Source organism: Microbacterium oleivorans (assembly GCF_013389665.1).
In the GTDB taxonomy this organism is placed as follows: Bacteria; Actinomycetota; Actinomycetes; order Actinomycetales; family Microbacteriaceae; genus Microbacterium; species Microbacterium oleivorans_C.
Genome location: NZ_CP058316.1, coordinates 3,184,755 through 3,207,435 on the forward strand (window position 1 = coordinate 3,184,755; position 22,681 = coordinate 3,207,435).

Sequence of the window (22,681 nt, forward strand, 5' to 3'; positions counted from 1 at the left end):
CCGATCCGACTAAGGGTCGCCTCACTGGATCGACGAGTGTGGCGAGGGGGATGATGGGACAGTGCGCGCGAGCGTGCGGCCCGCCGATGAAGGAGAGCAGACGTGTCCACTGTTGACAGCTTCGGAGCCAAGAGCACCCTGACGGTCGGCAGCACCGACTACGAGATCTTCCGTATCGCCACGGTCGACGGATACGACCGTCTTCCCTTCAGCCTCAAGGTCCTCCTCGAGAACCTCCTGCGCACCGAGGACGGCGCGAACGTCACGCAGGAGCAGATCCGTGCGCTCGGGTCGTGGGATGCCGCCGCCGAGCCCGACACCGAGATCCAGTTCACGCCGGCACGAGTCGTGATGCAGGACTTCACCGGTGTCCCCTGCATCGTCGACCTCGCGACCATGCGCGAGGCCGTCACGGCGCTCGGGGGAGACCCCAAGCGCATCAACCCCCTCTCGCCGGCCGAGATGGTCATCGATCACTCCGTCATCGCCGACCTCTTCGGAAGCGAGAACGCCCTCGAGCGCAACGTCGAGATCGAGTACGAGCGCAACGGCGAGCGGTACCAGTTCCTGCGCTGGGGTCAGACGGCCTTCGACGACTTCAAGGTCGTTCCCCCGGGCACCGGCATCGTCCACCAGGTCAACATCGAGCACCTCGCCAAGGTCATCTACGACCGCAACGTCGACGGCGTTCTCCGCGCGTACCCCGACACGTGCGTCGGCACCGACTCGCACACCACGATGGTCAACGGCCTGGGCGTGCTCGGCTGGGGCGTCGGCGGCATCGAGGCCGAGGCCGCGATGCTCGGGCAGCCGGTCTCGATGCTCATTCCCCGCGTCGTGGGCTTCAAGCTCACCGGTGAGATCCCCGCGGGTGTGACCGCCACCGACGTCGTGCTGACCATCACCGACATGCTCCGCAAGCACGGCGTCGTCGGCAAGTTCGTGGAGTTCTACGGTGCGGGCGTCGGCTCGGTGCCGCTGGCCAACCGCGCCACCATCGGCAACATGAGCCCGGAGTTCGGCTCGACGGCCGCCATGTTCCCGATCGACGACGTCACCCTCGACTACCTCCGCCTCACCGGCCGCGACGAGCAGACCGTCGCCCTCGTCGAGGCGTACGCCAAGGCGCAGTCGCTGTGGCACGACCCCGCTCAGGAAGCCACGTACAGCGAGTACATGGAGCTGGACCTGTCGACGGTCGTCCCCTCCATCGCCGGCCCCAAGCGTCCGCAGGACCGCATCCTGCTGTCGGAGTCGAAGGAGCAGTTCGCCAAGGACATCCTCAACTACGCCACCGGCGCGGACGAGGCCGTCGAGGTGGAGGGCACCTTCCCCGCCTCCGACCCCGGCTCGACTCCCGGCGTCGAGCACGAGACGCTCTCGGACGACACGATCTCGCACCAGCACGAGCACGCCCACGCCGGGCTGCTCTCGAGCGGCGCGCGGCACGCGGCATCCAACCCGGTGAAGGTCACGCAGCCCTCGGGCGAGAGCTACATGCTCGACAACGGTGCGGTCACGCTCGCGGCGATCACCTCGTGCACGAACACGTCCAACCCCTCGGTCATGATCGCCGCGGGACTGCTCGCGCGCAAGGCGTCCGAGCGGGGGCTCACGCGCAAGCCCTGGGTGAAGACGACGCTGGGCCCCGGCTCGAAGGTCGTCACCGACTACTACGAGAAGTCCGGCCTCGACAAGGATCTCGAGAACCTCGGCTTCTACACCGTCGGCTACGGCTGCACGATCTGCATCGGAAACTCGGGACCCCTGATCGAGGAGGTCTCGGCCGCGATCAACGAGAACGACCTCGCCGTCACCGCGGTGCTCTCGGGCAACCGCAACTTCGAGGGGCGCATCAGCCCCGACGTGAAGATGAACTACCTCGCGTCGCCGCCGCTGGTGGTCGCCTACGCGCTGGCCGGCTCGATGAACTTCGACTTCGAGACCGACGCGCTCGGGACCGACTCCGAGGGCAACGACGTGTTCCTCAAGGACATCTGGCCCGCCACGGACGAGGTCCAGGAGATCATCGACTCGTCGATCTCGCGCGAGCAGTTCATCAAGCAGTACGCCACCGTCTTCGACGGCGACGAGCGCTGGAAGAACCTGCCGACCCCGACCGGCCCGGTGTTCGAGTGGGATCAGGACTCCACCTACGTGCGCAAGGCCCCGTACTTCGACGGCATGAAGATGGAGCTGACCCCGGTCAGCGACATCACCGGCGCGCGGGTCATGGCGGCGCTGGGCGACTCGGTCACCACCGACCACATCAGCCCCGCCGGCAACATCAAGGCCGGGACCCCGGCCGCGCAGTATCTGATGGAGCACGGCGTCGCGCAGAAGGACTTCAACTCCTACGGCTCGCGCCGAGGCAACCACGAGGTCATGATCCGCGGCACGTTCGCCAACATCCGCTTGAAGAACGAGCTCGTCGCCGCCGTCAACGACGGTCAGGTCGTCGAGGGCGGCTACACCCGCGACTTCACGCAGGAGGGCGGCCCGCAGTCGTTCATCTACGACGCGAGCCAGAACTACCAGGACCGGGGCATCCCGCTGGTGATCTTCGGCGGCAAGGAGTACGGCTCGGGATCGTCGCGCGACTGGGCGGCCAAGGGCACTAACCTCCTCGGCGTCAAGGCGGTCATCACCGAGAGCTTCGAGCGCATCCACCGGTCGAACCTGATCGGCATGGGTGTCGTGCCGCTGCAGTTCCCCGCCGGCGAGACCTGGAAGTCGCTCGGGCTGGACGGAACCGAGATCATCTCGATCACCGGTCTCGAGCAGCTCAACGAGGGCGTGACGCCCAAGACGGTCACGGTCGTCGCCGAGCCCAGCGAGTTCTCGCCCGAGGGCAAGCAGACCGTCGAGTTCGACGCGGTCGTGCGCATCGACACCCCGGGGGAGGCCGATTACTACCGCAACGGCGGCATCCTGCAGTACGTGCTGCGCTCGCTCGTCTGAGCGCGCACGGAGCGCAGGCTCCCAGGACAGGCCGGAGCATCCCGCTCCGGCCTGTCCTGTATCCGGCTGATTAGACTTACCGCCATCCGACGGAAGGAGGGGCAGGATGTCCTTGCTCTCCTCGATTTCGCATCCACGCGACCTCGACACGCTGTCGCTCTCTCAGCTCGAGGAGCTCGCGACCGAGATCCGGACCTTCCTCGTCGAGAACGTCGCCCGCAGCGGCGGTCACCTCGGCCCGAACCTCGGAGTGGTGGAACTCACACTCGCGATCCACCGCGTGTTCGACTCGCCGAACGACCCCATCGTCTTCGACACCGGGCACCAGTCGTATGTGCACAAGCTCCTCACGGGTCGCCAGGACTTCTCGGGTCTGCGCTCGCGCGGCGGGCTGGCAGGCTACCCGCAGCGACGGGAGAGCGAGCACGACGTCGTCGAGTCCTCGCACGCCTCGAGCTCTCTCAGCTGGGCAGACGGCATCTCGCGAGCCTTCGCGCACACGGGGCGCACCGATCGGCACGTGGTGGCCGTCGTCGGCGACGGTTCGCTGACGGGCGGCATGACGTGGGAGGCGCTCAACAACATCTCGGACGACAACGATCGCAACCTCGTCATCGTCGTGAACGACAACGGACGCTCCTACGCCCCCACCATCGGCGGGATGGCACGCTTCCTCAACAAGGTGCGCACCGGTGACACCTACCGCACCCTCCACCAGGGCTCGGCGTCGCTGTTCGGACGTCTCGGTCCGGCCGCGCGCGCGGTGTACCGGGGGCTGCGAGGCGGCACCCACGGCTTCCTGTCGCGCTTCGTCAACAACGAGGCGCTGTACTCGAACCTCGACATCAAGTACCTCGGCCCGGTCGACGGACATGACCTCGAGGCCATGATCGAGACGTTGCGGCTCGCGAAGGCCTATGGCGCGCCGGTCATCGTCCATGCGATCACCGAGAAGGGCCGCGGGTACGAGCCCGCCCGCCTCGACGAGGCGGACCAGTTCCACGCCGTGGGCAGGATCGACCCCGTCACCGGGCGGCCGGTCGGTTCGGGCGGTGCGACGAGCTGGACGGACGTGTTCGCGCAGGAGCTCGTCGCGGCGGGGGAGCAGCGCTCCGACGTCGTGGCGATCACGGCCGCCATGCTCCGTCCCACCGGGTTGCTGCCGTTCGCGCAGCGCTTTCCCGACCGGGTTCTCGACGTCGGCATCGCCGAGCAGCACGCGGCGGCGGCCTCAGCCGGACTGGCTTTCGGCGGGCTCCATCCGGTCGTGGCCATCTACGCGACCTTCATGAACCGGGCCTTCGACCAGGTGCTGATGGATGTCGCCCTCCACCGCGCGGGGGTGACGTTCGTGCTCGACCGGGCCGGGGTCACCGGCCCCGACGGGCCGAGCCACCACGGGGTGTGGGACCTCGCGATGCTCCAGCTCGTGCCGAACATCCGCATCGCCGCACCGCGCGACGCCGCTCGGCTGCGGGAGGTCTTCCGTGAGGCACTCGCCGTCGAGGACGGCCCCACGGTCCTGCGGTATCCGAAGGGCTCCGTGGGGGCCGAGCTTCCGGCTCTCGAGCGGCTCGACGACGGAACGGACGTGCTCGCCCGCGGTGAGGCGGACGACGTCCTCATCGTGGGTATCGGCTCGATGGCACGCCTCGGTCTCGATGTCGCCGAGCGGCTCCGCGCCCAGGGCATCGGCGCGACCGTGATCGACCCCCGCTGGGTGGTGCCCGTCGCGCGCTCGGTGGTAGATCTCGCCGCCGCGCATCGTCTCGTGATCACGATCGAGGACGGTATCCGCGTCGGGGGCGTCGGCACGCGGATCCGTCAGGTGCTCCGGGAGGCTGGTGTCGACACGGCCGTGGACGAGCTGGGTCTGCCCGACGAGTTCATCGATCACGCCGAACGCGACGAGATCCTCGAGGATGCCGGGCTGACCGCGGCCAAGATCGCTCACGACGTGGTCGCGCAGGTGCTCGGCAGGCGCATCCCGGTCGCCCGACCGAGCGGGGACGATGAGGGTGCGTGGAGTGATGCCGCGGACGAGGACGAGCGTGCCGACGCCTCCGACGGCGAGCCTCAGCGCCGCGGTCGCTGACGCGGGTCGATCACCCGAACGCGCTCGTCGATACCGTCTTCGACCGCGGCATCCGGGTCGCCTCGACGGTTCGGCGCCCCGGCGGGCCCGGCGTCGACCCGAGGGCACTGCTGAGCCGTCCTGAGCCACGCGCCCGCCACGCCGATGGCGCTGACGGGCGTGTTCACGAGCAGCAGCCCCAGCGCGAGCCAGGACGAGTTCGGGTCCCGGGTGATCGTCAGCACGAACAGCACCGTCGTGACACTTCCCACCAACGCGCCATATGAGGCGAACGCGGCCACATGCACGCCCGCCCGCGGAGAGGAGCGCAGTCGCCGGCCGAGCGCATAGGCGCCGGGTGCGCCGAGCGCGAGCGCGACCGCGGATGCGGGCAGGATGACGAAGATGGCGAACACCCCCGCGCCGCCCGTCACGACGCCCCAGGCCGCGACGAGCAGCAGCGTGGTCGCCAGCCACGCGCGGCCCACCCCGCCGAGGAACTCGGTCCGGGTGAAGGCATACGGTGCATCTGCCCTTCGCGGGGACGCGGGCGGCGCCCCCGTCTCGGTCATGACCGCGCCTCGGCGATCAGCTCCAGGAGCTCGCGCAGCGGCCGACGGAGCAGGGGCAGGCGAGCGAGCGGCAGCGCCATGGCGAGGAGCCCGAGTCCCTTGTCGAGCAGGCGCCGGGTCTTGGCCTGGTCGGGGGAGTCGTCGTAGACCCAGTACATCGCGAGGAGCAGATGCGACAGCACGAGGGCACCGGGGAGGGCCTCGGCGATGTCGTGCGGCAGCTTGTGGTCGGCGTCGTCGACGGCGCGGCGGAACAGTTCCTCCACGACCGCGAGCGAAGCGTCCGATTCCGGCGACAGCGGATTGATCGACGACCGCGGCGAGACCGCGGCGGTCAGGAACTCGGGCGCGTGCTCATGCGTGGGCGCGAGCTGATCGAGCCCGGTGTGGAAGACGATCGCCAGCCGCTCGCGCAGATCGCGGCTTCGCGCGAGCTCGGGTTCGGCGGCCGCGCGGTGGGCGTGCTGCACCTGCAGATAGAACTCCTGTACGAGCTCGTTCTTCGACGCGAAGTGGTAGTTCGTCGTGCCCACCGAGACGCCCGCCTCGGTGGCGATGTGCCGGATCGTCGTCGCGTCGTAGCCGCGTTCGCGGAACGAGCGCAGGGCCGTCTCGACGATGACGGCGCGGGTACGGTCGCGTTTCGAAGGGGACGGCGCTGGTGTACTGAACATGTTCAGATGGTAGCGCGGTCCGGACCGCGGTGCGCCGGCGCTCAGGGGGCACATGACAGCATGAAGGGATGACCGGCGACAACCTCACGCGTTCCGACGCGCAGCTGCGCGCATCCCGCATCCAACTCCATACGATCGACGTCGCCGTGGACCTCCGGAACGCGTCCGACCCGGGGGCATCCACCTTCGCCACGAGCGCGACGCTCGTGTTCGATGCCCGACCGGGTGATCAGACGTGGATCGACTTCCTGGGGGAGAGGGTCGACGCGGTGACGGTGAACGGGGAGAGCCGTCCTGTGGCGTGGGACGGCGCACGGATCGCGATCGACGCCCTGGCCGCGTCCAACGTCGTCGAGATCGCGGCGCGGGGCGTGTACAGCCGCTCCGGGGAGGGACTGCACCGCTTCGTGGATCCCGTCGATGACGCGGTGTACCTCTACACGCAGTACGAGCCCGCCGATGCGCGGCGCGTGTACCCCTGCTTCGAGCAGCCCGACCTGAAGGCGCGGTGGCGGATGCGCGTGACGGTGCCGACGGGCTGGCGTGCGCTCTCCAACGGTGCGGAGTCGGGGCGGCGCGACGTCGAGCGCGGTGTGGCGGTCGACTTCGCCGAGACCGCTCCGATCTCCAGCTACATCACCGCCATCGCAGCCGGCCCGTACCACCGGGTGGACGGCGCGTGGCGGGGGCCGGAGGGTGTCGTCGACCTCGGCGTGCTCTGTCGGGCCTCCCTGGCGCCGCATCTCGACGCCGACGAGATCCTCGACATCACCCGGCGGGGGCTGGACTTCTTCGGCGACGCCTTCGGTCTGACCTATCCCTGGGGCAAGTACGACCAGATCTTCGTGCCCGAATACAACCTCGGCGCGATGGAGAATCCCGGACTGGTCACCTTCACCGAGGCGTACGTGTTCCGCGGAGCATCGACCGCCGCGCAGCACGAGGCGCGCGCGAACACGATCCTGCACGAGATGGCGCACATGTGGTTCGGAGACCTCGTCACGATGCGGTGGTGGGACGACCTCTGGCTGAAGGAGTCGTTCGCCGACTTCATGGGATCGCACGCCTCAGTGGCGACGGGCCTCTACCCCGACGCGTGGGTCAGCTTCGCCAGCCGTCGCAAGGGGTGGGCGTACGAGCAGGATCAGCTGCCGACGACGCACCCGATCGTCGCCGACATCCCCGACCTCCAGGCGGCGAAACTCAACTTCGACGGCATCACGTACGCCAAGGGCGCCGCGGTGCTCAAGCAGCTCGTCGCCTATGTCGGCGAAGAGGCGTTCTTCGCCGGCGCACGGCGATATTTCGCCGAGCACGCGTTCGGGAACACGACGCTCGAGGATCTCCTCCGCGCGCTCGAGCACGCCTCGGGACGCGACCTGCGGGCCTGGAGCCGGGCGTGGCTCCTCACCACCGGGATGTCTCACCTCTCGGTCGAGTACGATCCGACCGGGCGGGGGAGCGTCGTGCAGACCGATCCCCGGCCGCACCGCGTCACCATCGGCCGCTACGTCGAGACGGACGGTCGCCTGCAGCGCCGTGACGGCGTGGAGCTCGACCTCGCGGACGCTCGCACTTCGTTGCCCGATCGTGGCGACGGCATCCGGCTGGTGATCCCCAACGATGACGACCGCACCTACGCCAAGGTCCGCCTCGACGAGGACACTGTCGGCGCACTCGAGCGTGCCCTCTCGAGCATCGACGACCCGTTGGCGCGGTCGGTGGCCTGGGCGGCGCTGTGGAACGCGGTGCGCGACGGCGCGCTCGATCCGTCGCGCTACCTCGCCGTGGTCGCCCGGCACGCGCGTGACGAACCGCACATCGGGCTTCTCTCGGACGCGCTCGGCCACGCGACCTACGCGATCGCGCACTACGTCGACCCCGCTCGACGCCCCGAGCTGGCGGCGGGCTGGCTCGAGACGGCGTGGGAGGCGCTGCATGCGGCGCCCGGGGGCAGTGATGCGCAGTTGGTGTGGGCACGCACCGTCGGCACCGCCGCGACCGCGACTGCGGGCCGCGCCGGTGACATCCGCGACCTGCTGGCGGGGGATCGGGCCGTCCCGGAGGGGCTCGTCCTCGACGCCGATCTGCGGTGGAGCTGGGTGTTCGCTCTCGCGGCGAGCGGAGCACTGAGCGCGTCCGAGCTCGACCGGGAGCTCACCCGCGACGGCACCTCGACGGGCCGGCTGGCGCATCGCGCCAGCCGAGCGGCTCGCTCCGACATCGAGGTCCGTCGGCAGGCGTGGCTGAGCGCGTGGACGGACGAGAAGCTGTCGAACGACGAACTCGACGCCACGATCTCGGGCGTGCGGGCCGGCGGCCGTCGGGACCTCGTCGAGGCGCTCGACGGCGACTACTTCGCCCGTCTCGAGGCGGTGTGGAACGCGCGCAGCATCGAGATCGCCCGGCGACTGGTGCGGGGCCTGTTCCCGTTCGGTGACGAGCTGTCGCTCGCGTCCGCCTGGCTCGATGCCCATCCCGAAGCGCCCGCCGCGCTGCGGCGCATCGTCACGGAGCAACGAGATGTTCTCGCGCGCGACCTCCGGGTACAGGGGGCCTGGGCCGGCGGACGGTGACGAGGCCGTAGGGCAGACGGGCGCCGGCGCCCGTACCCCGACCGAGACGGCCCCGTGGGCGATTCGCCACGGGGCCGTCTCATTCACATCCGCGTGCCTGTCAGCGGTTCGCGATGCCGCGGATGGGCGGGTGGTGGAAGGTATCGCCGAAAGCCCGCTCCGAGGCGCCCTCGCGGTCGAGGTAGGGCGATGCGCCACCGTCGATGAACGGCCAGCCCGCGCCGAGGATGAGGCAGAGGTCGATGTCCTCGACCTCGGGGACGACGCCCTCGTCGAGCATGAGCTTGATCTCCTGCGCGAGCCCGTCCTGCACCCGGCGGAGGATCGCGTCGGCGGAGACCGGCGACGACCCCGCCGCCTTCTTGGCGATCTTCTCGGCGGCCTTCGTGAACCCGGTGACGCGGCCGCCCTTGTCCTTCTCGACCACCTCCGGGAGCTCCGCGAGCAGGTGGAAGTTCTCGTTCGCGTAGAAGCGGTCGGGGAACGCCGACGTCATCGTGTCCTGGACGTGGGCGGCGACCTTCCAGCCGACCAGGTCGATGAGCTGGAACGGGCCCATCGGAAGGCCGAGGGGAGCGAAGGCCTTCTCGACGTCGGCGACCGCGGTGCCCTCGTAGACGGCACGCGCGGCCTCTCCCATCACCTTCGCCAGCAGACGGTTCACGACGAAGCCGGGGGCGTCTGCCGTGAGCACGGCGTTCTTGCCGAGACCCTTGGCCACCACGAAAGCGGTCGACAGTGCGGCGTCCGTCGTCTGCGGCGTCTTCACGATCTCGATCAGCGGCATGACGGCGACCGGGTTGAAGAAGTGGAAGCCGACGAGACGCTCGGGGTGGGCGAGCTTCGCGCCGATCTCCTCGACCGACAGCGACGACGTGTTGGTGGCGAGGATGGCGTCGTCCGCGACGATCTGCTCGATGTCGCCGAACACCTGCTGCTTGACACCGACCTCTTCGAACACCGCCTCGATGACGAAGTCGCAGTCGGCGTACTCGGTCTTGTCGACCGTGCCGTGTACGAGCGAGCGGAGCTTGCCCGCCGTGTCGGAGTCGATGCGTCCCTTGGCCTCGAGCTTGCCGATCTCGTCCCGGATGTAGGCGAGACCCTTGTCGACACGCGCCTGGTCGAGGTCGGTGATCAGCACCGGCACCTGGAGCCTCCGGACGAAGAGGAGGGCGAACTGGCTCGCCATGAGGCCCGCGCCGATGACGCCGACCTTCGTGACCTTCTTCGCCAGCGCCTTGTCGGGCGCGCCGACGGGGCGCTTGGCCCGCTTCTGCACGAGGTCGAAGGCGTACATCGACGCGGCGAACTGGTCGCCCGAGATCAGTTCGGCCAAAGCATCGTCCTCGCGGGCGAAGCCTTCGTCGCGTGATCCGCTCCTCGCCTTCTCGAGCAGATCGAGCGCGAGATACGGAGCCCGGGGAACGGTGCCGATCTTCGACTCGAGCATGCCGCGGGCGATCTTGACGGCGATCGGCCACTTGGTGAGACGCTCGAGCTTGCCCGGCTCGTTCTTGCGATGCACCGTCACCGTGCCGGACAGCACGCCGTCGGCCCACGCGAGCGAGCGCTCGAGGTAGCTCACGGCGGGGAAGATGGCGTCCATGATGCCGAGGTCGAACGCCTGCTGCGGCTTGAGGACGCGGTTCTGCTTCAGCGGGTTGCTGATGACGACCTCGAGGGCGTTCTCGATCCCGATGAGGTTCGGCAGCAGGTAGGCCCCGCCCCAACCGGGGATGAGGCCGAGGAAGACCTCCGGCAGGGCGATCGCCGCGGCCGACGCGTCCACGGTGCGGTAGGTGCTGTTGAGCGCGATCTCGAGCCCCCCGCCGAGGGCGAGCCCGTTGACGAAAGCGAACGAGGGCACGCCCAGCTGAGACAGACGGCCGAGCACCTGATGACCGCGCTGGGCCACGAGCTTGGCGATCTCCTTCGACGGTACGCGGGAGACGTCGGACAGGTCGGCGCCGGCGGCGAGGATGTACTGCTTGCCCGTGATGCCGACCGCGTCGATCTCGCCCGCCGCCGCCCGCGAGGCGAGGGCGTCGAGCACGCCGCCGAGCTCGGCGAGCGTCGCCGGTCCCAGTGTGTTCGGCCGGGTGTGATCGCGGCCGTTGTCGAGGGTGATGAGTGCGAGCGTGCGCCCCGAGGGGAGGCGGACGTCGCGGACGAGGGAGTGCGTGACGACCTCGTCGTCGCCGGTGAGGGCGCCGAGCGGGGAGAAGTCGATGTCGTCGTAGGTCATGTCGGCACGCCTCACTTCTTCGGGGACTTCTTCTTGCCGGTGTAGTGCGGGTTCTCCCAGATCACGGAGCCGCCCTGTCCCAGTCCCACGCACATCGCCGTCAGGCCGTACCGGACATCGGGGCGCTCGGCGAACTGCGCAGCCAGCTGGATCATGAGGCGCACCCCGGATGCCGCGAGCGGGTGGCCGACCGCGATCGCACCGCCCCAGGGGTTCACGCGCGGGTCGTCGTCGTCGATGCCGAAGTGGTCGAGCAGCGACAGCACCTGGACGGCGAAGGCCTCATTCAGCTCGAACAGGCCGATGTCGTCGATCGTCAGACCCGCTTTGGCGAGGGCCTTCTCCGTCGAGGGGATCGGCCCGATGCCCATGACCTCGGGCTGGACGCCGGCGAAGCCGAAGGAGACCATCCGCATCTTCGGGGTGAGCCCCAGCTCCTTCACGGCGTGCGAGCCCGCGAGGAGGCTGATCGTCGCGCCGTCGGTGAGCGGCGACGAGGTGCCGGCGGTGACGCGGCCGTGCGGGCGGAAGGGGGTCTTCAGCTGCGCGAGGCCCTCCATCGTGGTCTCGGGCCGACGGCCCTCGTCCTCGGTGGCGAGACCCCACGCGCCGTCGGCGGACTTCACGGCGACGGGAACGAGGTCGGGCTGCAGCTTGCCGGCGTCGTAGGCCGCTTGAGCCTTGTGCTGGCTGCGCATGCCGAAACGGTCGGCGCGCTCCTTGGTGAGCACGGGGAACCGATCGTGCAGACGCTCGGCGGTGATCCCCATGTTCAGGGCGTCGGCGCTCACGAGCTTCTCCGTCAGAAAACGGGGATTCGGGTCGGTGTCCGCCCCGCCGAGCGGGTGCCGGCCCATGTGCTCGACGCCGCCGGCGAGGGCGAGGTCGTACATGCCGATGCCGATCGAGCCGGCCATCGTCGTGACGCTCGTCATGGCGCCCGCGCACATGCGGTCGATCGCGAAACCGGGAACGCTCTGCGGCAGCCCCGCCAGGATCGCCGCGGTGCGTCCGAGGGTGAGGCCCTGGTCTCCCTGCTGCGTCGTGGCCGCGATCGCGACGTCGTCGATCCGGTCGAGCGGGACGTCGGGGTTGCGCTCGACGACGCCGCGGATCGCCTTCACGACGAGGTCGTCCGCTCGGGTGTTCCAGTACATGCCCTTCTCGCCGGCGCGCCCGAAGGGCGTGCGCATGCCGTCGATGAAATAGACGTCCGAGATCTCGGCCACTTTGCCTCCAGAAGATGGGATCGACTCCAGCCTAGAGACCGTCGCGGAGCCGCAGAATCGGTTGGGTCGAACCTACGAAGCGGCGGACGGGGCCGCCGGGGCCTCGTTCACGGAATCGACAAAGGCTTGCGCGATCAGCTGTGCGGTCTGCTCAACCTGCCACCGTCGCGCGCCGAGCTCCGCCAGCGCGGCGCCGACGGACTCGGGAGTGACGTCAGCGGGCGGAGCCCAGGCGATGCGGCGCAAGACCTCGGGCGTCAGCAGGTTCTCCGTCGGCATCGTGAGCTCCTCGGCGCGCTGCTCGACCACGGGCTTGGCGGCCTTGAGTCGCGCGTCGGCCGGGGGGTTGCGGTCGACCCACGCGCGTGGCGGGGGCAGACCGTCCCCGGGGAGCCGTTCGGGAGGGAGCGATTCCTCGGCGCGCCCCGCCTCGAAGGCAGCCCACCAGCGATCGAGCTGCGAGCGGCTCGCGCGACCGGTGAAGTCCTTCACGCGGGCGAGGTCCTGCTTGGTCTTGGGGTCGGCGATGAGGGCCGCGACGAGCGCGCGATCGGGCACGAGGCGTCCCGGGGCGACGTCCTGCTCCCGGGCGTACTCCTCGCGCGCGGTCCACAGGGCGCGGGCGACGGCGAGGACCCGGCGTCCACGCACGGTGTGCAGACCGCTGAGGCGTCGCCACGGGTCTTCGCGCGGCGGCTTGACGGGGCGGTCGAGCACCGCCTGGAACTCCTGGGCCGCGTAATCGACCTTGCCCTGCTCCTCGAGCTCGAGAGCGAGGGCGTCACGGACGTCCACGAGGTGTTCGACGTCGAGCGCCGCGTACTCGAGCCAGGACTGAGGCAGGGGGCGGGTCGACCAGTCGGCTGCCGAATGCGCCTTGGCCAGGACGATGCCCAAGGTGTCTTCGACGACCGCCCCGAGGCCGACGCGGGCATGACCGAGCAGGCGCGCGGCGAGCTCGGTGTCGAAGATCGTGGCCGGATCGAGACCGGCTTCGCGCAGCGAGGGCAGATCCTGGCTCGCCGCGTGCAGCACCCACTCGGCCTCGCCGATCGCGGCCTGCAGCGGGGCGAACGTCGAGATCGCCGGCGGGTCGAACAGGTGGACCCCGGCGCCCCGTCGGTACACCTGGATCAGGTAGGCGCGTTGCGAGTAGCGGAACCCCGATGCTCGTTCCACGTCGACTGCGACCGGTCCGTGACCGGATGCCAGCAGTGATGCGGCGCGTTCGAGTCCGTTGTCATCAGCGATGACGGTGTAATCAGCCACGGTTCCCCCGGCGTGCTCCGAAGACGGCGACGCCCTCCGACCCCGGAGGAAGGCCGGCCAGCATGCAGGTCAGTTCCGCCCAGGCGTCGATGTGGGCGGTGATGTCGCCCGAGGGCGACCAGGACGCGCGCAGTTCGATCTGCGCACCGTCACCCTCCTCGGCGAGCGTTCCGAAACCGCGGGACAGCGTCTTGGTCGCCGTCCCCGATACCGAGTGGAAGGTGGCCGAACGGGCCTCGAGCGCATCGACGAGCCATGACCACGCCACCTCGGCGAGGAGGGGGTCGATGCCGATCTCGGGCTCGAGCGGAGCCTGGGCGAACGCGACGATCCGCCATGCACCGCCCCAGGCATCCGGCTCGTCGGGGTCGTGGAGCACGACGATTCGACCGGTGCCGTACGGCGAGTCGACCCCGTCGGCCTCGGGCCTCACGTCGCCGGCAAGGGCGAGGGACTCGGGCGCGAGACCACTCGGCGCGGGGATCTCGCGCACGACGAGGTCGTCACGGAACGCCATCGCCAGAACCGCCTCGCGCACGGCGACGAATGGCGCCGTGTCGACAGGAGGACGGGGATCGGCCACGTCGACAGACTAGAGTGAGGCCTCGATGATGGGTTCCAGGCGCGCCGGGGCTGCGGGCGCATCTCCCGCGGCGGCCACGGCGATCAAGACGACGATCGCCGCACTCGCCGGAGCCCTCGGCCTCTCGCTGGCCATGCTCGGGACGGTGTCGATGCGCGTCGCGCGCAAGGTCGTGACGCCCGCGGGACGCGTGCCCGACACACGGCTCCTCGCCGTCGATGTCGCGGCGCAGACCGTCACGCTCTCGCGCACCGACGACACGCAGCTGCCGGGACGCTACGGCCTGTTCACCACCGGCACCGCCGCGTATCTGAAGCTCGGTGCCGTGCTCTCCCTCGACGCGGCGTCGGTCAAGCGCAAACTCCTCACCGAGATCTCCGTCGACGACCGGCTGTCGGCCGAGGCCGCCTTCAGCGGCTGGTACTACACGACGCCCGAAGAGCTGCACCTGCCGTTCCGGGCGGAGCTCGTGGGATCGCCGCTCGGTCCGTGCCCGGCGTGGTTCTTCCCGGCCGAGACCGCGGCGGATGAGCCCAGCGACACCTGGGTGATCCAGGTCCACGGGCGCGGCACCACCCGGGCCGAGGCGCTGCGGGCCGTACCGGTCTTCCATGCGGCGGGGATCTCGTCGCTCCTGGTGTCGTACCGCAACGACGGCGAGGCGCCCCGCAGCCGTTCCGGCACCTACATGCTCGGGGCGACCGAATGGCGGGACGTGGATGCCGCCATCGGCGCCGCCCGGCGACGCGGTGCCCAGCGGGTCTTCATCATGGGCTGGTCGATGGGCGGGGCGATCGCGCTCCAGCTCGCGCTCGGCTCGGCGCACCGCGACCTCATCGCGGGCATCATCCTCGAGTCGCCGGCGATCGACTGGCGCGTCGTGCTGGACCACCAGGCGCAGCTGCTCCGCATCCCCGGTCCGGTCGCGACGACGGCCGTGCGCGCCCTCGACAGCGGATGGGGTTCGCGCCTGGTCGGGCTGAGCACCCCGATCCCGTTCGACACGCTCGACGTCGTGGCCCGGGCCGCCGAGCTGCGGCATCCGATCCTCATACTCCACAGCGACGACGACGGATTCGTGCCGGCGGACGCCTCGTATGAGCTCGCCGAGGCGCGTCCGGATCTCGTCGAGCTGGAGGTGTTCCAGGTCGCGCGTCACACGAAGCTGTGGAACTACGATCCCGACCGGTGGACGCGTGTCATCCGCGACTGGGTCGACCGGCAGCGCGCAGGCGCAGATAGCTGAACCCGGCCTCGTCCATCAGCGCGCCCGTGACCGTCGTGTCGATGCCGTCGGTCACCGTCATCAGGGTCTGCGCGACCGGGGTGATCCGCGGCGCGACCGTGACGCAGTACTCGTCCACCACGCCGGCCGCCGCGAACTGCGAGACGAGCGTCGGCCCGCCCTCGCACACGAGGCGCGTCCATCCGCGAGCACGGAGCGCCGCGATGATCTCGCCCGGGGTGAGATCGGGGCCGGGGCCCGCGCGCACGACCGCGACGCCCGGGGGCAGGTCGGCCTCGACCGACGCGGGAATCACCACGACCACGCGGTCGGCGTCGGCCGCATCCAGTCGGTGGCCGTCGAGGCGTCCTGTCCGCGACACGATCGCCAGTGCCGCGCTGCGGGGGACGACGTAGCCTTCGGCCCGCACGCTCGCGGCGCCGACGACCACGACGTCGGCATCGCGGCGGATCATCCCGAGGATCGAGCGGTCGGTGGGACTCGTGATGCTGTCGCTCGTGCCGTCGCCGCCCGCCGCCGCGCCCGTCAGGGTGGTGACCATGTTCACCCGCACGTAGGAGCCGGGCTCGCGCCGGTACCGTCCGGCCAGCCAGTGGCGGCCCGCCTCGGTCGCGGTATCGCCGCTCTCGCCGGTCGCCGGGAGCATCTCGGTCACACGCACAGCGTCATCCTGCCACGCGGCTAGGGTTGACCCGTGACGAGCACATCCGCCGGAATCCTGCGCCTCAGCGACCGTCGACCCGAGGTCAGCGGGGCGCAGATGCTCACCGCGCTCGTGCCGCCGCCGCAGTTCGACGGGGCGACCTTCGACTCCTATCGTGCCGACCCGCAGTACCCCTCGCAGCAGGAGGCCAAGGACCTGCTCGAGGTGTTCGCCGGCGGCGGGGCGCCCGCGGCCAAGGGTGGTCTCTTCCGCCGGGCGAAGAAGGCTCCCGCGACCAAGCCGGGCGTGTACCTCGACGGCGGGTTCGGTGTGGGCAAGACCCACCTCCTCGCCGCCGTCTACCACGCGATGCCGGCCCGCCGGAAGTATTTCGGATCCTTCATCGAGTACACCGCGCTCGTTGGCGCGGTCGGCTACCAGAACACCGTGCAGCTGCTGCGCGGTGCGGACCTGCTGTGCATCGACGAGTTCGAGCTCGACGATCCGGGCGACACCATGGTCATGACCCGGCTGCTGGGTGAGCTCGTCGCCTCCGGCACGCGGCTGGCCGCCACCTCCAACACCCCGCCCAACGCACTGGGCGAGGGGCGCTTCGCGGCGCAGGACTTCCTCCGCGAGATCCATGCGATGTCGGCGAGCTTCGAGACCATCCGGATCGACGGCACCGACTACCGCCAGCGCGCCGTCGATGGGCACGCCGTCTCGCTGGCCCCGGACGAGTACGAGCGGACCGTCACGGATGCCGCCGCCGCCGAGGCGGTATCGGACGACGTGTTCGCCGAGGTCGTGGCGCATCTGGCGACGGTGCATCCGTCGCGCTACATCCGCCTGATCGACGGGGTGTCGGTGATCGGACTGCGCGACGTGGCCCAGCTGACCGACCAGTCGGCCGCGTTGCGGTTCGTGGCCTTCGTCGACCGCGCCTACGACGCCCAGATCCCCATTCGCGCCACCGGCCGCCCGCTCGACGAGGTCTTCGGCGACGAGATGCTGGGTGGCGGGTACCGCAAGAAGTACCTGCGCGCGATCTCGCGACTCGTCGCTCTCACCCACTCCTGAGCCGTCGCGCAGAGCATCCTCGGCGCGTGGAAACCTGATGTTTACCGGGGGAGCGATCGCGTAACCGTCCGGAAACACGACTGCGTGGTCGCGGGAAACTGTCGCCCCCGACACTGAGGGGACCCGACGCTACACCTGCGTCCCTGCAGAGAGGTTTCCCTTCGAGATGGATCAAGGCAACACCGCATTCATACTCATCGCGGCCGCGTTCGTCCTGCTGATGACGCCTGGACTCGCGTTCTTCTACGGCGGCCTCGTCAAGGCCAAGAGCGTCATCAGCATGATGATGATGAGCTTCGGCGCGCTCGGACTGATCGGCGTCCTCTGGGTGCTCTTCGGGTACGCCATCGCCTTCCCCGGCGCTGAGGGCACCGTCGCACCCTGGTCGATCGACTGGAGCGCCATCGGCCTGAGCAGCCTGCTCGAGACGCCCGAAGACGCCGCGTTCCCGCCGATGGCCTTCGTCTGCTTCCAGGCGACGTTCGCCATCCTCACCGTCGCGCTCGTGTCGGGCGCCATCGCCGACCGGGCCAAGTTCGGCTCGTGGATGCTGTTCGCCGGCATCTGGGCGACGGTCGTCTACTTCCCGGTCGCCAGCTGGGTCTTCAACTTCGGCCCCGCCGACGACGGCTCGTTCGAGTACGGCGGCTGGATCACCCACGGTCTGCAGGAGGCCTTCGGCGTCGGTGCGATCGACTTCGCCGGTGGCACCGCCGTCCACATCAACGCCGGTGCAGCAGCGCTGGCACTGGCGCTCGTCCTCGGCAAGCGTGTCGGCTTCCAGAAGGGCGTGCACGTCCCGCACAACCCGCCCTTCGTGCTTCTCGGTGCCGGTCTGCTGTGGTTCGGCTGGTTCGGCTTCAACGCGGGCTCCGAGCTCGCCGCCGACGGCACCGCTGCGCTGGCGTTCATCAACACGATCGCCGCTCCCGCCGCAGCTCTGCTCGCCTGGCTGCTCGTCGAGAAGATCAAGGACGGCAAGCCCACCTCGGTCGGCGCCGCCTCGGGTGCCGTCGCCGGTCTGGTGGCCATCACGCCGGCCTGCGCCTCGGTCGACCCGATCTGGGCCATCCTGCTCGGCTTCATCGCCGGTGCGGCCTGCGCCCTGGCGATCGAGCTGAAGTACAAGCTCGGCTTCGACGACTCGCTCGACGTCGTGGGCATCCACCTCGTCGGCGGCCTGATCGGAACGCTGTATCTCGGCTTCTTCGCCAACGGCACGGGCCTGTTCATGGGCGGCGACGCCACCCAGCTGCTCGTGCAGGCGATCGCAGCCTTCGCGGTCCTCGCGTACTCGTTCGTGCTCTCGTTCGTCATCGGTCTCGCGATCGAGAAGACGATCGGCTTCCGCGTGAAGAACGAGGACGAGATCGCCGGCATCGACACCGTCGTGCACGGCGAGGTCGGCTACACCCTGTCGGACACGAAGGTCTGATCGGACCTCGTCACCGCATCCCGGGGCGGGGCATCGTGGAGAGATCCGCGATGCCCCGCCCTTCTGCGTACCCGTGCCCGTGCGCGTCGGCTCGCGGGTCGGCGCGGACGGGGGTCGAGTCTCACCTGGAAGGTCGCGCCGCGTCAGAGGGAACGCGGGGGCATGAGCGGCCAGCTGAAGCGCTGCGAATGCGGCTGCGGCTGCGGCTGCGGCTGCGGCTGCGGAGCTAGTTTGGGTCCATGGGTGTGCTGTCACGCGTATGGGATCTGCTGCGTCCACGCCAGGCTTCTGCCGGATCGCAACGAGGAGGAGCCTCCACCCGCGCGGGTTCCACGCCCGCGACCGCCGCGGCGGCGGCATCCGTCGTCGAGGTGGACCTGCCGCCGGCCCGCGGCCTGCGACTGGGATACGAGCCGCGTCCGGATTCCTTTCCTGACCCCGGAGAGATCGTGTGGGCCTGGGTGCCGTACGCCGAAGACGCGTCGCGGGGCAAGGACCGCCCGCTGCTCGTGCTCGCCCGCGCAGACGGCGACCGCAGCTGGGCCATGAAGCTGACCAGCAAGCCGCACGACGGCGAACGCGATCACCTGCCCCTGGGGACCGGCGACTGGGACCGCCTGGGGAGGCCGTCCTGGCTCGACGTGAATCAGATCTACCTCGTGTCGTCGTCGGGCCTCCGCCGTGACGCCGGTGCGCTCGGGCGCGCCGCGTACGACCGTGTCGCGCGTGCGCTCTCGCAGCGCTACGGGTGGTCCGTCTCGCGCTGAGCGCCCTCGCCCGTCCGTGCGAGGGGGCGGGGATGCCGCCACGGCGCACCGTACCGGGCGCGCCGTCCCCGCGGGTGTGCGTCCTCACGCGCGCGCAGCCGCACGGCCGGCCTGTCGTGGTGTTTCATGATCGGCATGAGCGAATCGTCGGCGGCGACACCCGGGGCGCACCCGGCGGAACCGCACGCGGCATCCATCTCGGGCCGCCTCAACTGGCTGCGCGCCGGCGTGCTGGGGGCGAACGACGGGATCGTGTCGACCGCCGCGCTCGTCGTGGGTGTGGCCGGCGCCACGACGCAGGCGGCCCCGATCCTCGCCGCCGGTGTCGCCGGGCTCGTCGGCGGTGCGATCTCGATGGCGCTGGGGGAGTACGTCTCGGTCAGCAGTCAGAGGGACAGTCAGCGCGCTCTGATCTCGAAGGAGCGGCGGGAGCTCGCCGACGATCCGGACGCCGAGCTCGCCGAACTCGCGGGGCTGTACGAGCAACGCGGCCTGACGGCCGAGACGGCTCGCCGGGTGGCGGAGGAGCTCACCGAACACGACGTGCTCGCCGCGCATCTCGACGCCGAGCTCGGCTTCGGGGAGGACACCGTCGTGAGTCCCTGGGCCGCAGCCGGTGCCAGCGCACTGGCCTTCACCATCGGCGCGTTGCTGCCGCTGATCGCGATCCTGCTGCCGCCGGCCGGGCTGCGGGTACCGGTGACGTTCGCCGTGGTACTCGCGGCTCTCGCCCTGACCGGCTTCGCGAGCGCGCGCCTGGGCGGGAGCCCGGCTCTCCGCCCCGTCGTCCGGATCGTGCTCGGGGGAGCTCTGGCCCTGGCCGCGACGTTCGGGATCGGCTCCCTCCTCGGGGCGTCCGGGATCGTGTAGCCGGATGCTCGCCACGTGCACGTCGGGTGGGATGCGAAAACCCCCGGGCATGCCGGGGGTTTCTCTGTGGGCGATGCGGGACTCGAACCCACGACCTCTTCCGTGTGAAGGAAGCGCGCTACCAACTGCGCCAATCGCCCGTGCCGGCCTCGAAGGGCCGAGACACGAGCATACCGGATGCCGGAGCCCCCCTCGAACGGCGCGGGGCAGACACGCGCGGGGCGCCGCCGGTTTTGCGCTCCCGCGATCGTCGGCTAATGTTTAACAAGTGCCGGAGCGATCCGGAACGAAATGCGGATGTAGCGCAGTGGTAGCGCATCACCTTGCCAAGGTGAGGGTCGCGAGTTCGAATCTCGTCATCCGCTCGAGTGCGAGGATCTCCTGTGAGGGAGGTCCGGCACGTGGGTCAGAACCACACACGGTGGCGTGGCCGAGCGGCTAGGCACCGGCCTGCAAAGCCGTTTACACGGGTTCGAATCCCGTCGCCACCTCGCCTCATAACTGAACAGCCTGTACAGGCGCGATTGGCGCAGCGGTAGCGCGCTTCCCTGACACGGAAGAGGTCACTGGTTCGATCCCAGTATCGCGCACCGAGAAACCCCCGGCCTCGCCGGGGGTTTTGTCGTTTCGGGGCACCGGTTCTCGCGACATCCGCGCCGCCGGGTTGGCCGGGGCTAGGCTCGGGCGCATGACGCAACTCGTGCTCACCGTCGTCGGCGACGACCGGGTCGGACTCGTGCGGACGCTCGCCGATACGGTGGCCGCCCACGGCGGCAACTGGGAGCGCAGCGAGCTCGCCGAGCTCGCCGGCGCATTCGCGGGCATCGTTCTCGTCGATGTGCCGGAGGAGAGCCGGGACGTCCTCGTGGCGGCCCTCGAGCGGCTCGACGGGCTGCTGCGCATCACGACCCATCAGCCCCTCCCGCCCGAGACGGCCACCGGTCAGGTCCTTCGCTTCACCGTTCTCGGCAACGACCGCCCGGGCATCGTCCGCGAGGTCAGCGACGCCATCGGGGCGCACGCGCTGAGCATCGACGGACTGACCAGTCGCACGCTCGACGCGCCGATGGCGGGAGGCACGCTGTTCGAGGCGACGCTGGTCGTGCGGCTCCCGGCGGGCTTCGACACCGAGGAGGTCATCGCCGACCTCGAGCGTCTGGCGGGCGAGATCCAGGTCGATCTGACGCTCGTCTGAGGCAGGCCGGCGGTCTGCCGGCGGGGCCGCTTCAGCGCAGCGCGAGCGGCACGACCGCCAGCCCCACGACCAGGGGAGCGGCGACGAGCCCCCACAGCACGAACCGACGCCAGGGCACCTCGACGCCGACCGCCCGCAACCGCTCGTGCCAGAGCAGTGTCGCCAACGACGCCCACGGCGTGATGAGCGGTCCGGCGTTGACGCCGATCAGCAGCGCGGCGAGACGCTCGGGGGTGTCGGCCGAGGACTCGAGGAGCAGGTAGGCCGGCAGGTTGTCGACGGTGTTGGCGGCGACGACGGCGGTTCCCGCCATGCGCCACAGCTCGAGCGGGCCGCCGGGCTCGCCTGCGACGACGGCCACGACCGTGGCCGATCCGAGCGACTCCAGCGCCGCCATGGCCGTGAACAGTCCCGCGGCGAAGACGAGCAGCTGCCACGGGATGAGCCGCGGCGAGAGGGCGCGCGGCGATCTCCATGCGAACAGCGCCAGCAGGATCACGGCGGCGATCGTCGCGGGGATCCATGGTTCGAGGCCGCTCACGAGCGCCGGCATCAGCGCGAGGACCACCACGGATGCGACGACCAGCTGTACCCGGTCGGTGACACGCGGAAGGGGCGCCGGATCGAAGCGACCCCTCAGGGTGCGCCGGTGGATGACGAACAGCAGCGCGACGCTGACGACGATCGCGACGATGGCGGAGGGACCCTGGAGGGCGATGAACGCCCCCGCCCCACCCGCGGGGAGCCGGTCGAGGGCGAGCAGGTTGGTCAGGTTCGACACGGGCAGGACGAGCGAGGCGGTGTTGGCGAGCCACACCGTGGTGAACGCGAAGGGAAGCGGCGGTAGCCCGTTCGCGCGGGCCACGGCGACGACGACGGGAGTGAGCAGCACAGCCGTGGTGTCCAGCGAGAGGAACGCCGTCGAGACGACGGCCAGAGCCACGACGAGCAGCCACAGTGCGACAGTGCGTCCACGGGAAGCGCGCGCGAGCCGCCCGGCGGCGATGTCGAACACCCCCGCGGTGGCGGCGAGCTCGGCGACGACGGTCACGGCCACCACGAACGCGAGGATCGGCGCCACCCGCTCCACGATCCCCGCGACGTCGGCGGGCGGCAGCACGCCCGAGACCACCGCGCCGGCGGCCAGCAGCAGCAGCGCGGCCCCGGCGATCACGAGCTTCACGGCATCCATCATGACTCCTGCTCGGGCCGCTGAGCCGCGCACGCGCCCGCGGGTAGGATCGACGCATGGAACACCG

At 70.2% G+C, this 22,681-nt stretch carries 17 protein-coding genes and 4 tRNA genes; 12 read left to right on the top strand and 9 right to left on the bottom strand.

The window, feature by feature from the left end; genetic code table 11:
* Window positions 1–102 precede the first annotated feature (102 nt).
* Complete coding sequence (locus HW566_RS15140; RefSeq protein WP_178014269.1) at window positions 103–2,961, top strand: aconitate hydratase; 2,859 nt, start codon at window positions 103–105, stop codon at window positions 2,959–2,961.
* Between the two features lie 106 nt (window positions 2,962–3,067).
* The gene (gene dxs / locus HW566_RS15145; protein ID WP_178014271.1) at window positions 3,068–5,056 is read left to right on the top strand and encodes a 1-deoxy-D-xylulose-5-phosphate synthase; all 1,989 of its coding nucleotides are present in this window, start codon (window positions 3,068–3,070) and stop codon (window positions 5,054–5,056) included.
* Here the strand turns inward: dxs and HW566_RS15150 are convergent.
* Together HW566_RS15150 and HW566_RS15155 are read right to left on the bottom strand one after the other, a co-directional pair.
* Complete coding sequence (locus HW566_RS15150; protein ID WP_178014273.1) at window positions 5,038–5,607, bottom strand: hypothetical protein; 570 nt, start codon at window positions 5,605–5,607, stop codon at window positions 5,038–5,040. The genes dxs and HW566_RS15150 overlap by 19 nt on opposite strands.
* Window positions 5,604–6,281: a TetR/AcrR family transcriptional regulator gene (locus HW566_RS15155; RefSeq protein ID WP_178014275.1), complete on the bottom strand. Its 678-nt coding sequence runs from the start codon at window positions 6,279–6,281 to the stop codon at window positions 5,604–5,606. The genes HW566_RS15150 and HW566_RS15155 overlap by 4 nt, the downstream gene beginning before the upstream one ends.
* 68 nt (window positions 6,282–6,349) lie before the next feature.
* Between HW566_RS15155 and pepN the strand changes: the two genes are divergently transcribed.
* Window positions 6,350–8,857, top strand: a complete 2,508-nt coding sequence (gene pepN, locus HW566_RS15160) for an aminopeptidase N (protein WP_178014277.1) — start codon at window positions 6,350–6,352, stop codon at window positions 8,855–8,857.
* A gap of 100 nt (window positions 8,858–8,957) precedes the next feature.
* Here pepN and HW566_RS15165 read toward each other — a convergent pair whose 3' ends face one another.
* The 4 genes from HW566_RS15165 to HW566_RS15180 form a co-directional block, all read right to left on the bottom strand.
* The gene (locus HW566_RS15165; RefSeq protein ID WP_178014279.1) at window positions 8,958–11,105 is read right to left on the bottom strand and encodes a 3-hydroxyacyl-CoA dehydrogenase NAD-binding domain-containing protein; all 2,148 of its coding nucleotides are present in this window, start codon (window positions 11,103–11,105) and stop codon (window positions 8,958–8,960) included.
* 11 nt (window positions 11,106–11,116) lie between these two features.
* The gene (locus HW566_RS15170) at window positions 11,117–12,334 is read right to left on the bottom strand and encodes a thiolase family protein (RefSeq protein WP_178014281.1); all 1,218 of its coding nucleotides are present in this window, start codon (window positions 12,332–12,334) and stop codon (window positions 11,117–11,119) included.
* Window positions 12,335–12,406: 72 nt separating this feature from the next.
* On the bottom strand, window positions 12,407–13,603 hold the full coding sequence (locus tag HW566_RS15175; protein WP_178014283.1) for a ribonuclease D: 1,197 nt from the start codon (window positions 13,601–13,603) through the stop codon (window positions 12,407–12,409).
* Window positions 13,596–14,186: a DUF3000 domain-containing protein gene (locus HW566_RS15180; RefSeq protein ID WP_372955782.1), complete on the bottom strand. Its 591-nt coding sequence runs from the start codon at window positions 14,184–14,186 to the stop codon at window positions 13,596–13,598. The genes HW566_RS15175 and HW566_RS15180 overlap by 8 nt, the downstream gene beginning before the upstream one ends.
* A 25-nt stretch (window positions 14,187–14,211) precedes the next feature.
* On the opposite strand from HW566_RS15180, the gene HW566_RS15185 reads away from it, so the two are divergent.
* Window positions 14,212–15,432 carry an alpha/beta hydrolase family protein gene (locus HW566_RS15185; RefSeq protein WP_178014285.1) on the top strand — a complete coding sequence of 407 codons (1,221 nt, stop codon included), beginning with the start codon at window positions 14,212–14,214 and terminating at the stop codon, window positions 15,430–15,432.
* Here the strand turns inward: HW566_RS15185 and HW566_RS15190 are convergent.
* Entirely contained in the window at window positions 15,386–16,093 is a 708-nt protein-coding gene (locus tag HW566_RS15190; protein WP_256728758.1) for a dihydrofolate reductase family protein, read from the bottom strand. The genes HW566_RS15185 and HW566_RS15190 overlap by 47 nt on opposite strands.
* A gap of 33 nt (window positions 16,094–16,126) precedes the next feature.
* On the opposite strand from HW566_RS15190, the gene zapE reads away from it, so the two are divergent.
* The 4 genes from zapE to HW566_RS15210 all read left to right on the top strand — a co-directional run bounded on the left by zapE (window position 16,127) and on the right by HW566_RS15210 (window position 20,227).
* A complete protein-coding gene (zapE, locus tag HW566_RS15195; RefSeq protein WP_178014287.1) occupies window positions 16,127–17,155 on the top strand; it encodes a cell division protein ZapE in 1,029 nt (342 codons plus the stop codon).
* A 166-nt stretch (window positions 17,156–17,321) separates the two neighbouring features.
* A complete protein-coding gene (locus tag HW566_RS15200) occupies window positions 17,322–18,590 on the top strand; it encodes an ammonium transporter (protein WP_178014291.1) in 1,269 nt (422 codons plus the stop codon).
* A 239-nt stretch (window positions 18,591–18,829) separates the two neighbouring features.
* Window positions 18,830–19,357 carry a type II toxin-antitoxin system PemK/MazF family toxin gene (locus HW566_RS15205; protein ID WP_178014293.1) on the top strand — a complete coding sequence of 176 codons (528 nt, stop codon included), beginning with the start codon at window positions 18,830–18,832 and terminating at the stop codon, window positions 19,355–19,357.
* A gap of 135 nt (window positions 19,358–19,492) precedes the next feature.
* Window positions 19,493–20,227: a VIT1/CCC1 transporter family protein gene (locus tag HW566_RS15210; protein WP_256728759.1), complete on the top strand. Its 735-nt coding sequence runs from the start codon at window positions 19,493–19,495 to the stop codon at window positions 20,225–20,227.
* A gap of 67 nt (window positions 20,228–20,294) precedes the next feature.
* On the opposite strand, the gene HW566_RS15215 is transcribed toward HW566_RS15210, so the two are convergent.
* A tRNA-Val gene (locus HW566_RS15215) sits at window positions 20,295–20,367 on the bottom strand.
* A 153-nt stretch (window positions 20,368–20,520) separates the two neighbouring features.
* On the opposite strand from HW566_RS15215, the gene HW566_RS15220 reads away from it, so the two are divergent.
* From HW566_RS15220 to HW566_RS15235, 4 genes are all read left to right on the top strand, one after another.
* Window positions 20,521–20,592 (top strand) — tRNA-Gly (locus tag HW566_RS15220).
* A 55-nt stretch (window positions 20,593–20,647) separates the two neighbouring features.
* A tRNA-Cys gene (locus HW566_RS15225) sits at window positions 20,648–20,718 on the top strand.
* Window positions 20,719–20,745: 27 nt separating this feature from the next.
* Window positions 20,746–20,817 (top strand) — tRNA-Val (locus HW566_RS15230).
* A 98-nt stretch (window positions 20,818–20,915) separates the two neighbouring features.
* Entirely contained in the window at window positions 20,916–21,422 is a 507-nt protein-coding gene (locus tag HW566_RS15235) for a glycine cleavage system protein R (protein WP_178014297.1), read from the top strand.
* 31 nt (window positions 21,423–21,453) lie between these two features.
* Here HW566_RS15235 and HW566_RS15240 read toward each other — a convergent pair whose 3' ends face one another.
* On the bottom strand, window positions 21,454–22,617 hold the full coding sequence (locus HW566_RS15240; RefSeq protein ID WP_178014299.1) for an SLC13 family permease: 1,164 nt from the start codon (window positions 22,615–22,617) through the stop codon (window positions 21,454–21,456).
* Between the last annotated feature and the right edge of the window lie 64 nt (window positions 22,618–22,681).